The organism is Streptomyces sp. CWNU-52B (assembly GCF_047444975.1).
GTDB lineage: Bacteria > Actinomycetota > Actinomycetes > Streptomycetales > Streptomycetaceae > Streptomyces.
In genome coordinates this window covers 128,095-140,064 of the sequence record NZ_JBLFJV010000060.1, presented here as the reverse complement: position 1 = coordinate 140,064, position 11,970 = coordinate 128,095, and the positions used below count along the sequence as shown (strand labels likewise).

The 11,970-nt window shown below is 72.0% G+C and carries 7 protein-coding genes; 3 read left to right on the top strand and 4 right to left on the bottom strand.

Features of this window, described 5'->3' with window-relative positions; all coding sequences use genetic code 11:
• Window positions 1-283 precede the first annotated feature (283 nt).
• The 3 genes from ACLVWQ_RS38690 (at window position 284) to ACLVWQ_RS38680 (ending at window position 4,586) form a co-directional block, all read left to right on the top strand.
• A complete protein-coding gene (locus ACLVWQ_RS38690) occupies window positions 284-1,822 on the top strand; it encodes a S8 family peptidase (RefSeq protein ID WP_414113995.1) in 1,539 nt (512 codons plus the stop codon).
• A gap of 95 nt (window positions 1,823-1,917) precedes the next feature.
• Window positions 1,918-3,453: a S8 family peptidase gene (locus ACLVWQ_RS38685; protein ID WP_414113994.1), complete on the top strand. Its 1,536-nt coding sequence runs from the start codon at window positions 1,918-1,920 to the stop codon at window positions 3,451-3,453.
• A gap of 110 nt (window positions 3,454-3,563) precedes the next feature.
• The gene (locus ACLVWQ_RS38680; RefSeq protein ID WP_414113993.1) at window positions 3,564-4,586 is read left to right on the top strand and encodes a CopD family protein; all 1,023 of its coding nucleotides are present in this window, start codon (window positions 3,564-3,566) and stop codon (window positions 4,584-4,586) included.
• On the opposite strand, the gene ACLVWQ_RS38675 is transcribed toward ACLVWQ_RS38680, so the two are convergent.
• The 4 genes from ACLVWQ_RS38675 to ACLVWQ_RS38660 form a co-directional block, all read right to left on the bottom strand.
• Window positions 4,555-5,445 (bottom strand): sterol desaturase family protein, encoded by an 891-nt coding sequence (locus ACLVWQ_RS38675; protein ID WP_414113992.1) that lies wholly within the window; start codon window positions 5,443-5,445, stop codon window positions 4,555-4,557. The genes ACLVWQ_RS38680 and ACLVWQ_RS38675 overlap by 32 nt on opposite strands.
• A 129-nt stretch (window positions 5,446-5,574) precedes the next feature.
• Entirely contained in the window at window positions 5,575-6,246 is a 672-nt protein-coding gene (locus ACLVWQ_RS38670) for a hypothetical protein (protein ID WP_414113991.1), read from the bottom strand.
• Window positions 6,243-6,590, bottom strand: a complete 348-nt coding sequence (locus ACLVWQ_RS38665) for a hypothetical protein (RefSeq protein ID WP_414113990.1) — start codon at window positions 6,588-6,590, stop codon at window positions 6,243-6,245. The genes ACLVWQ_RS38670 and ACLVWQ_RS38665 overlap by 4 nt, the downstream gene beginning before the upstream one ends.
• Window positions 6,591-6,597: 7 nt before the next feature.
• Window positions 6,598-11,868 (bottom strand): caspase family protein, encoded by a 5,271-nt coding sequence (locus ACLVWQ_RS38660; RefSeq protein WP_414113989.1) that lies wholly within the window; start codon window positions 11,866-11,868, stop codon window positions 6,598-6,600.
• Window positions 11,869-11,970: the final 102 nt, after the last annotated feature.

The following is an 11,970-nucleotide window of genomic DNA, read 5'->3' as shown; positions in this document are numbered from 1 at the left end:
TCACGTGGGCCGGGTGGTGATGCTAGGTGCCCCGGGCGTGATCCAACAGAGGGCACGACGGTGCTCGTGCTCCCTGCTCAACGTCACGGCGCCGCAGCGGGAGCGGTTCAACTGCGGGCACTTCTTTCGGAACTCGGCCGCGCCGTTCGCGAAGACATCCCCGTAAGTCATTGCTGGCCAGGGACGACGGGGGATAGTTTCGGCCCAGCACCACCCGTCATGTACCTGCCCGAGCACCACCTGTGTTCGGGCCGGTTCCTTTTCCGGATGATGTGGAGACCCCATGGCTCATCTGCGTTCCAGACGCCGGCTCGCTCTCGCCGTGCCCGTCGTGCTGTCGCTCACCGCGTCACTCGGGTTCATACCGGGCGTCGCCTCGGCGGCCCCGCAGTCCGCGCCCGCCGTCACCACGGCCGGCACCGCTGCGGCCGACGGACCGAACCTCGCGTACGTGGTCAACACGAAGACCGACCACCGCACCGTCGGGTCGGTGAAGAAGGCGATAGCCAAGGCCGGCGGCACCGTCGTCGTCACGTACGACAAGATCGGCGTCATCGTCGTCCACTCGGCGAACCCCGGCTTCGGAGCGCAGATACGCGCCGTGCGCGGCGTCCAGTCCGCCGGTGCCACCCGTACGACCCCGCTGACCGCGGCGGGTACGACGGACGAGGGCGCCGTCGAGCGCCTGTCGGCCGCTCAGGCCGCCGAGGCCGAGGCCGCGGCCACCCCCGGGAGCGAGCCGCTCGAGGCCGACCAGTGGGACCTGCGCGCGATAGGCGCCGACAAGGCGGCACAGATCAACCCGGGCAGCAGGAAGGTCACGGTCGCCGTGATCGACACGGGTGTCGACGACACACACCCGGACCTGGCCCCCAACTTCTCCGCGAAGCAGTCCGCGAACTGCGTGGGCGGTGTGGCCGACACCAGTGAGGGCGCCTGGCGTCCGTACACCGCCGACGACTACCACGGCACGCATGTCGCCGGTGAGATCGCCGCCGCGCGCAACGGCATCGGCGTCGCCGGTGTCGCACCGGGCGTGCAGGTCTCCGGCATCAAGGTGAGCGACCCGGACAACGGACTCTTCTACTCGGAGAACGTCGTCTGCGCCTTCGTGTTCGCCGCCGACCACGGCGTCGAGATCACGAACAACAGCTACTACGTCGACCCGTGGCTCTACAACTGCCTGGACGACCCCGACCAGAAGGCGATCGTCGACGCCGTCGACCGGGCCCAGCGGTACGCCACGAAGAAGGGCACCCTGCACCTCGCGTCGGCTGGCAACTCCAACCACGACCTGGCCTCGGACGCCATCGTCGACGAGAGCAGCCCCAACGACTCGACGCCGGGCACCCGCACGATCGACCCGCACGAGTGCTACGACGTGCCGACCCAGCTGCCGGGTGTCGTCACGGTGAGCGCGACCGGCGTACAGGACCTCAAGTCGTACTACTCGACGTACGGCAAGGGTGTCATCGACATCGCCGCTCCGGGTGGTGACGGGCGCTACCAGATCCCGGACACCCCGTCGAAGAACGGCCGCATCCTCTCCACGCTGCCGGGCGGCCAGTACGGCTTCCTGCAGGGCACGTCGATGGCCTCGCCGCACGCCGCGGGTGTCGCCGCGCTGCTCAAGTCCGCGCACCCGAGGGCGACTCCGGCCCAGTTGCAGGCGCTGCTGAAGGCCCAGGCGAACAACCCGGGCTGCCCGGACTCCTACGACCAGGACGGCAACGGCACCCAGGACGCCACCTGCGAGGGCGGCCCGCGCGTGAACGGCTTCTACGGCTTCGGCATCGTCGACGCGCTGAAGGCGGTCAAGTAGCCCGCGTCCGCTCCCCGTCCTTCCCCGCTCCCTCCCGGAGCTGCCCGCAAGCCCGCACGGCCCGCAAGCACTCGCGAAACGAAACTGGAGACAGCATGACCGCGCCCACCGCACGCTCGCGCCGCGCCATAGCCATCCCGCTGGGAACGGCCATGGCCACGGCTCTCGCCTTCCTGCCGAACGTCAGCGCGACCGCGGCCCCGGTGGCCGGCTCGGCCGACGTGGCCGGGCAGATCTCGGCGGCGGCCACCCCGCTGAGCTACGTCGTCAACATCCGTGCCGGGCACGGGCCGTCCCCCCAGGTGAAGAAGGCCATCGCCAAGGCCGGCGGCACGATCGTGACGACGTACGACCGCATAGGCGTCGTCGTCGTGCACTCGTCGAACGCCGACTTCGCCAAGACGATCCGCACGGTGCGCGGTGTGGAGTCGGCGGGCTCGACGCGTACGGCGCCGCTGCCCGCGCAGTCCACGACCGACGTCGGCACCCCGAAGGCGCTCAGCGCGGACGAGATCGCGGACGTCGAGGCGGCGGACGGCCAGGACCCCCTGGAGCCGCTGCAGTGGGACCTGCCCGCCATCAAGGCGGACAAGGCCCATGAGAAGACGCTCGGCAGCAAGAAGGTCACCGTCGCCGTGATCGACACCGGCGTCGACGACACGCACCCCGACATCGCGCCGAACTTCGACCGCGCCGCCTCGGTCAACTGCGTGTCGGGCAAGGCCGACACCACCGACGGGGCCTGGCGGCCGAGCGCCGCGGAGAGCCCGCACGGCACGCACGTGGCGGGCGAGATCGCCGCCGCGAAGAACGGCGTCGGCGTCACCGGTGTCGCGCCCGGCGTCAAGGTCTCCGGCATCAAGGTCTCCACGACGGAGGGCTTCTTCTACACGGAGGCCGTCGTCTGCGGCTTCATGTGGGCCGCCGAGCACGGCGTGGACGTCACGAACAACAGCTATTACACCGACCCCTGGTACTTCAACTGCAAGAACGACCCGGACCAGAAGGCGCTCGTCGAGGCCCTCACCCGGGCGACGAAGTACGCGGAGAAGAAGGGCACGGTCAACGTCGCGGCGGCGGGCAACGAGAACTACGACCTCGCCGCGGACGAGATCACCGACCCGACCTCGCCCAACGACTCGACCCCCGGGGACCGGGTCATCGACCCGTCCGAGTGCCTCGACATCCCGACCCAGCTGCCGGGTGTCGTCACGGTCGCGTCGACGGGCGCCAAGGGCATCAAGTCGTCCTTCTCCAACCACGGCCTGGGCGTCATCGACATCGCCGCACCCGGCGGCGACTCCACGAGCTACCAGACCCCGGCCCCGCCCGCCACCAGCGGCCTGATCCTCGGCCCGCTCCCGGGCGGCTCATGGGGGTACATGGCCGGTACGTCGATGGCGTCGCCGCACGTCGCGGGCGTCGCCGCGCTCATCAAGTCGACGCACCCGCACGCCTCGGCGGCCCTGGTGAAGGCCCTGCTGTACGCGGAGGCCGACGCCACGCCGTGCACGGACCCGTACGACATCGACGGCGACGGCAAGGTCGACGCGGTCTGCTCGGGGCCGAAGAACCGCAACAGCTTCTACGGCTGGGGCACCGCGGACGCGCTGGACGCGGTGACGAAGTAAGGCGCACCATCTGACGAAGGGGCCGGGCGGCCGAGCGCTGCCCGGCCCCTTCGCCGTACCTTCGTTCCCCGGACTTGCCCGGATCCGGGACGACTGGTGAAGATCTTGGGGTGAGTTCGATCAGACCGACTGCCGACACGGGTGGCGAGGCGGGCGCGCCCCGGGTGAGCGCGGCCGCCGTACGACGTTCCGTCACCGTCCTCGCCCTGGTAACCCTTGCCGCCCTGATCCCCCTGCTCGGGCCGCCCGTCGTGCTGCGCGGCACGGGAGAGGCGGCCGCGCCGGGGGCGGGCGGCATCGCGCTGCTGCGGGCGGTCCTGTTCGGAGCGGTGTGCGTGTCGGCCGGCGAGGTCTTCGTCACCCGGCTGGCCCGCGGGGTGCCCGGCGCCCCGTGGGAGGACGCCCCGCGGGCCTGGGCCCCGGCGGCGGCGGCCGCCGGCTTCGCCGCCGCGCTCGGGCTCGCCTCGGTGGTGGCCACCGGGAACCTGGTGCCGCGCGGCCTCTCCGACATGGACATCGGCGGGCTCTACCAGTCCAGGGACGGGGCGCTCGCGCTCCTGGAGGTCAACGCGTTCGTCGTCCTGGGGCTGTGCGCCCTGTCGAAGCGCCCGGCCGCCCAGGTGTGGCCACTGGCCGCGGTGGCCCTCGCGGAGGCCCTGCGCGCCCATCCGACGACCGAGCAGAGTCCGCTGATCGGCTCGGGCCTGACGCTCGTCCATGTGACCTGCGCGGTCCTGTGGGCGGGCGGGCTGCTGCAGGTGCTGCGCACGCTGGTCCGGTGGCGGGACACCGCCCCCGGGGAGGGCGTCGCGCTGTTGGGCCGCTACGCGCGCGTGGCGGCCGTTCTGCTCGCCGTGATCACCGCGACGGGGATCTGCAGCACCCTGCGCCGGATGCCGCCGGGCACGGTCCTGGACCAGTTGACGACGACGGCGTACGGGCGCGTCCTGCTCGCGAAGGTGCTCCTCGTGGCCGGCGTCGCCGTCCTCGCGCTGTGGGCCCGCAGGCGGCTGCGCCGGGCGGCCGAACCGCTCACCGCCTACTCGCCCGCGCGCGCGGAGGTGGTGGTTCTGGGTCTCGTGGTGGCGGTGTCGGCGGTACTCACGGCCGTGCCGGTGCCGATCCGCTGGTGACAGGGGCGGCCTCGGCCGCGGGCACGTGATCCGCCGGCTGCCAGCCCGGCCCCCCGAACACCCGCCCGGCCCGCTCGCGCCAGCTCCCGGCCGCCCTCAGGTCCCGGGCGATGGCGGCGTACTCGTGCGTGGCGACCTGGATCGGGTTGTACGTGTGGATGTTCTTGGTCAGCCCGTACACCGGCCGGTCGGTCTCCGGGACGAACGACCCGAAGAGACGGTCCCAGACGATCAGGATCCCGCCGAAGTTCCGGTCCAGGTAGCCGCCCTGGGAGGCGTGGTGGACCCGGTGGTGCGAGGGCGTGTTGAAGACGAACTCGAAGGCCCGCGGCAACTTGTCGATGCGCTCGGTGTGGATCCAGAACTGGTACACGAGGTTCGCGGACGAGCAGAACGCGAGCGCGGCCGGATGGACACCGAGGGCGATGAGCGGCAGGTAGAACGGCCACACGGTCCAGGTGGTCCAGGGCTGTCGCAGCGCGGTGGTGAAGTTGAACTTCTCGCTGGAGTGGTGCACCACGTGGCAGGCCCACAGGATGCGGATCACATGGTGCCCGCGGTGGGACCAGTAGTAGAAGAAGTCCTGCGCCAGCAGCATCAGCGGCACGGTCCACCACAGGACGGGCACCCGCAGGGGCGTCAGCTCGTAGACGGCCGTGTAGACGGCGACGATCGGGATCTTCCACAGGAAGTCGAAGGCCATACTGCCCAGGCCCATGCCGACACTCGTGGCGGCGTCCTTGGTGTCGTACCCCGCGGCGTCCTCGTCCGGGTGGATCCGGACACTCACCATCTCCACCACGGTGAGCAGCACAAACGCGGGTATCGACCACAACACGACATCGGGCAGGTTCGGCATGAGTGCACCGTAGATCGGCCGGACCGGTCTCCGCTAGACGTTGTTACTCACAAGTATTACCAGCGGTAAGTGCACGTTTCTTGGAGATCTCCACCAAAGAGTGCGGTCTGCCGGAGTCCGGTCCGCCGGTCAGCAGCCGCGGACGGGGGTGATGGAGCGCACCTGGTCGAAGGGGATGCTCCGCCACCGGCTCGCCGCCGGTGTCCGCCCGCCGGGCTGCCCGCTCTCCCCGGCGACCTCAAGTGTCAGCGTCCGGGGGCCACCCGCCACGAGCTCACCGCAGCGCGGGCCGTCGGCGGTCACCACCAGCACGTACGGCACCGCGCCGGCGGGCTCCCCGCTCCCTCCCGAACCCCCTCCCCCACCCTCCTCCACCGGAACGACCCAGGACACCGCGATGGCGGCGACGATCGCGCACAGTCCCACGACGGAGGCCCGGCGCGCGGCGGTCAGGGCGTCCTGGGTCCGTTCGACCTCGTCCAGCACGGCCGCGAAGAGCCGGTCCCCGGTCAGCCAGGTCTGCTGTCCCAACTGCCCGTGCGCGGCCCGGACGGCACCGAGGGCCCCGATCAGCAGCAGGACGAAAGCGGACACGAGCAGTGCCGCGGTGGTCCAGCGCCACACGGCGGGCATCCCGGCCACGCTCTCCCGGCCCTTGAGCACGAAGACCACACCGACCAGGCCGGTGAGCCCGGTCAGGCCGTTGCGCCACCCCTCGGCCTGCCTGCGTACGACGGTGAGCTGGTCCAGCTGCAACTGCTGGCCGAGTTGCGCGAACCGCTTCTTGGCCAGGTCCGTCACGTGGCCGTCCTCGGCGCGGGCGAGGGCACGGGGACCTCCCAGAAGGCACCGCAGCCCGAGTCGGGCGACTCCGGCGGCTTCTCCGCGTGGGGGTACCCGCACTGGCAGTAGACGGGAATGCTGCCGGTGAGCGGTTCGGGCGTACGCGGACCGCGCCTCCGGAGCCGCTTGGGCGGACCCAGCACCCCGTACGCGACACGGAAGACCACCGTCGCCCTGCACGTCGGGCACGGGCCGGTCACCGTGTACCAACGGCCGTCCTCGGACCGTACGACGGCGAAGGTGTCGGCGGGCGGGACGGCCGGCTCGTGTTCCCGGAACTCGGTCGGTACGTGGTCGGGCATCAAGTCCTCACTCGGTGTGGTCCCGGTAGGGACGGGATACCGGCGTCGGGGCCGGTTCGGCGGGGCAGTCCGCCGGCAGGGTGAGACCGAACGGCGCGGCGTAGAGGGCCAGGCGGTCGTGGACCCAACCGGTCGGCCGCTCCAGCTCCCGCGCGGTGAGGGCGATGCGCTCGGCCGTGACCTGCCCGCCGAGCGCCGGGGCCGAGCCCGTGCAGTGCTCGGTCAGGAGGATCAGGTCCTCCCAGGTCGGCACCGCGTCGAACTCCGGGCGCGCCACCATCAGTTCGAGCCCGAACGGACGGTAGACGGCCAGCCGGTCCCACGCGTGGTCGATCCGCCATCCGAACCGGGCCGCCACGCGCAGCAGTTCGAGAGGCCCCGCGGGGCGGTCACCCACCAGATCGGCGTCGAAGATCGCCTTGTCGTGCGCGGTGGGCCGGTGCTCCCGCCAGTCGGCGAGACCGGCCGGGCGCGGGTCCTGGCCCTGGACTCCGCCCTCTCCCGCGGGTTCTCGCCAGGGAGCGCCCAGCGGGGCGTAGCGGATCAGGACCGCCATGCTCTCGCCGAGGGTGCCGTTCGTGGCGAGGGCGTGCTCGACCAGCCTGGCGGGGTCGGAGTCGGTGCGCCAGTCCAGTCGGCCGTTCTCCAGCGCGCAGCACGCCTCGATGTCCGCCGGGGTGGGGCGCGTCTCGGCGAGGGAGGCCGGCAGCGCCGGAGCGGACACCGCGAGCCCGACGAGAGGGCCCACGGCCACCAGCCGCGCGACCGCGGTACGCAGGGGCATTCCGGCGTACGCAGCGGCCAGGACCGCGTAGGGACCGTGGAGCTCACCGTTCACCACTATGGGCGCTCCCTCCTGCGCATAGCCGTACAGCTCCTCGCGTCGGCGGCCGGGCGCCGGGAGCAGATCCCAGTCGTGCTGCGAGATGTCACGCCAGCGCCCGACCAGGGCCGGTGCCTCCGTGGCCACCAGACCGTCGGCCGCCAGTCCGCGAAGGCTCTCCGTGACCTGCTCCGCGGTCTCCTGCACCGCGCGTACGGCTGCCGCCGTCTCAAGCAGCGGAGCGGGACAGGTGGCCCCTCCCGGCGGGTGACGGACCCCGTCGTTCAGCGCGGCGCCCAGCAGGTCGCTGTCGAGTCGGCTGAAGACCCGGCCGGCCAGATCTCCGTAGTCGGGAATCCGTACGGAAGCGGCCCTGAGGGGAGCCTCGTACCGCGCGGCGACCTGCTCGACGGGCAGCGACAGCATCCCGGACCCGCGCGCCAGTTGACGCAGGGTGAGGGCACCCAACTCCCCGAACCAGGATGCCCCGAGGCTCCGCGAGAACTCCTCGCGCTGTTCCGACGGCATGATGAGGTACAGCGACCCCTGATGCCTGGCGTCGGTCCCGGGATTCCCGGCCTCCTCGGGCAGCGCCACAGGGGTCACTCCGAGCCAGGCGTACCGGTGCAGGACCTCCTCGTACTCCTCGGCGTCCGGGACCCCGCCGCGGGGCGGGGTCCCGGACCGCACGTACTGGAGGTGCCAGGACAGCAGCCGGAGTTCCTCCTGGGTGGCCACCTCGGTGCCGGGAGGTTCGGCGACCGTCTCGGGGACTGCCAGCGGAAACCCCGCGGCCACGAAGCGCCGGGCCCGGCCCACCGCCTCACGCAGCGGCAGCCCCTGTTCCACGCTGAAGCGGCTGAGCACGGACAGCACATCCGCTTCGTCATGGCGGTCCCGACCGAGAAGGGATCCGGGATAGCCGCGACCCCCCATCAGCAGCTCGCGGTCCGTGGCGTCCAGCGTCATGGCGTGCGCGGCGTCGAAGCCGGTCGCCGCGGGCAGCTCCAGGCCCAGGACGGCATAGGGCCGCAGCCTCCGCCACAGACCTCCGAGAGTCAGCACCTCGTCCGTGCGGTGCTCCAGCGCGGCTCGCCGCACGCCGTCGAACGGCCTCAGCGGAATGTTCCTGCCGACGTGCACCTCCCAGGCCTGTGGTGCCGGATGGCCGGCCGCCGTCTCCGGCACCGCCAGCCGGCCCAGCGGCACGCCGAGTTCGATACCCGCGGAGCGCAGTACGCCGGCGCGCCACGCCGTCAGAGTCTCCTCACCACGGCTGACGGAGCTGACGGAGCTGACGACACTGTGTCCACCGTGCTCCGTGCGGAGCGCCACCAGGCCCGAATCGAGCGGGAAGCAGCCCACCCTCCGGAACTCGATAACGGTCGACCGGTCCCAGCCGAGTCTGCTGGTGACGCGCGCGTCGGCGGCGAGCAGGCGCTCCGTGACGCGTACCGCCCCCTCCGGGTGCCGGACGGCGAAGGCCCAGAGCCACTCCATGGTCAGCCAGTCGGGTGCCTCGAAGTCCCCGCAGGCGTCCAGGACCCGATCGGCCACCCAGTCCCGGTCGTACGAGAGGAGACTCGTCCTGCTGGTACTGATGTCCGGGGCGTGTGTCTCCCGCAGGTCCACCACGCAGCCGAACGGAGGCCTTTCGGCCGCGCGTGTTCCCGCTTCGTCGAGGTGGTCGGGGTACGGCGCGTGACGGTCCTCCCGGAGCCAGGCCTGGGCGGTGCTGTCGCCCGTACCGAACATGGCTCCCGTGTCGACCAGCACCCCGTCCGCCAGCAGGCACCCCTTGCCCTCCACCCACCACATGTCCTTCCCCGCCGGCACCGGCCGGGTGTGGTCGCCGAAGTAGTAGAGGGCCTTCTTCTCCCAGGTCCGCACGGTTTCGCCATGGTCCTCCACGCGCATCGCGAAGTCCGACCGCCAGACGTGCTTGCCCAGTTGTCCGGCCACGTCGACGCCGTCGGCCTGCAGATAGAGCCGCACCCTCGTGCCGCCCCGGGCCTGTGCCTCGTCGTTCCTGCGGATGCGGAACAGGCTCCCGCTGGAGGCGATGTCGACGCGTAGCCCGCCGGACGGGTCCTCGCGTCCGTACTCGTCGGTGGCGCGGGTCCAGATGCTGATCTCGTCGGCCAGCATGAAGTAGCTGAAGACCCCCACGCCGAAACGGCTGTTGGGGTAGATCCTCAGCTCCGGGTCGGCCCGCCGCCAGTTGGCCTGTTCCCGCCGGTACTCGCGGGACTGCTCGAAGCGCCGGCCGGCCCGCGCGAAGGTGCCGCGCAGTGTCTCGTGCCCCATGCCGACGCCGTTGTCCTCGCACTCCACGTAGGGACGGCCCTCGTCGTCGACACCCTGCCGGAAGACGATCTCTCCCTCCCAGTTCCGGGCGGTCCTCCGGCGGACCTCCCCGTACCGCACCCGGGCCTCCCGGTAGCGGCAGGCGTCGAGCGCGTTCTGGTAGAGCTCCCGCAGCGCGAGGGCGGGGTCGCCGTACAGCTGGGTGCCCATGAGGAGTTCACGCATCTCGTCCTCGGCGAGGGCGAACCGCATCAGCGGCACTCCGTAGGCGTCGCTCCTGGTCGTGAGGTCGTACTGCGGGCGGAGCTTGCGGCAGGTGACCCGCTCGGGCAGGTGCGTGAGGAGCTCGGTCGGCCCCGTCGGCGCGGTGTGGGCCCGGATCCGCTGCACGGCGTCGTCGGTCCAGTGGGTCAGGGCCTCCAGCGCCGCGTGGACGGCGGGATGGGGGCAGGGCAGGTCGAGGTCGAGGGCCTTGCTGTGCCGGTCCCGGGACCACCTCAGCTCTCGTACGCTCTGGACGGCCTGGGCGGGTCGCAGGCCGTCGGTGATGCCGATGTTGTCCACCAGGACCCCGGGCAGCAGGCGCAGATCCCCTCCGAGCAGGCCCGCGACACCGGTCAGCCAGGACAGCTCACGGGGCCGCCAGCGCTCCACCACCGAGTCCGGGCGCACGAGTTCGTCCAGCCGCCAATGGGTGTCGGTGCCCGCGCGTTCGCCCTGGTGGGGCGGGGCGGGGACGATCGCGGTCTGACGGCAGACGCGTACCAGTTCGTCCGTGAGTTCGCCGATCCTGGCGGGGGCCGCGTCGGCGCCGATCATCGCCTTCGCGAGCGGGGTGAGGAGTTGCGGGGCGTAGGTGTCCCACAGCTCCTCCTTGCCGTCGACGTGCCGGTGGACGAGCCAGGCGGCGACGGCTCCGGCGTCCTCCTCGCGTCCGCGGCCCGCCAGTTCCCGGCCCTTGCGCCGCAGCAGGGCGTGCGCGGCGAACGTGTGCTCCAGGTCGACGCGTTCGGGGTCGCGTCCCGCGTCGCCCGTGGCCGGGTCGAGCCGGAGCGGGTCGAGGCCGGCCACGCTCCTGATCCCCATCGCGTGGACCGCCTCCCGTACGAACGGCGCGGCGGCGAGCAGGGCGAACTCGCCCGCGTCGAGCAGGGGTCCGCCCTGGGTCTGCGACGGTGCCAGGAGGGGTCTGAGTCCACGTGACAGGACCCGTACGGGATAGTCGTCGTCCTCCCAGGGGTCGGGGACCAGGGCGAGGGCGCCGCGGCGCCACTTCGCACACTCCTGTGTCAGCCGGACCAGGGCCCGCTGGAGCTCGGCGCGGCGTTCGTCCCCGCACCGGACCGACGCCCACAGCTCCGGGTCGCGGACCGCCAGGGTCCACTCCTCCTGGAGCGTGCGGCCCGCGCAGAGTTCGACCTCGTTGACGGCGTCCGGGCCGCTCGGATGGTAGTGGGTGGCCGGGGTCTGCTCCTCGCGAGCGGCCCGTGCGAACTCGGTGGTCCTGCGGACGGTGTGGGTGATGACGTCCGCCACGGTGCGCGGCGCGGTGTCGGCGTGCAGGGCCTCGGCGAGGGCCCGTGAGAAGTGGCTGCCGTGTTCCGCGTCGGAGCCGCACGTCTGGCCGGGGCCGCATCCGAAGAGAACGGCGACCCGCTTCCGCCAGGCCGGGAAGTTGGTCGCGGGGCCACCGTAGGAGGGGCCGTCCGCACCGGCGGTGTCGCGGCAGGCGTCCACGGTGAGCAGCACCGTGTCCGCCCGGCAGCCTTGGAGCAGTTCCGCGAGGTCGAGCCCGATGAGGCTGTCGAGCGCGACCTGCGGCGGCGCGGTCGCCCAGGTCAACTGGGCGTCCGCGGGGACGAGATGGTCGGCGCCGCCGACGGAGAGGCCGTGCCCGGTGAAGTGGATGAGAACGGTGCTGTCCTCCGGCGCGGTGGCGCACACCCGGCTGATGGTGCTGCGGATCCGGGAGCGCAGGGCGGGCTCGTGCGGGGGCGCGCCGACGAGTTCAACGCTGTAGCCGGAGGAGCGCAGCGCCTCGGTCATCAGCTCGACGTCCCGGCCGACGACGTCCGTCAAGTCCTCGAAGCGGTCCGCGAGTTCGTACTGGGGCACCGCCACGATCAGCGCCTGTCTGCTCTCCCCCATGCCGCCGCCTCCCCGTGTACGTCACCTGCGCAGGTCAGGATGGCACAGGGAGGCTGGACCGTTCCCCGGTTCACCCACCACGAGCGGCGGGCCGTGAGCGGC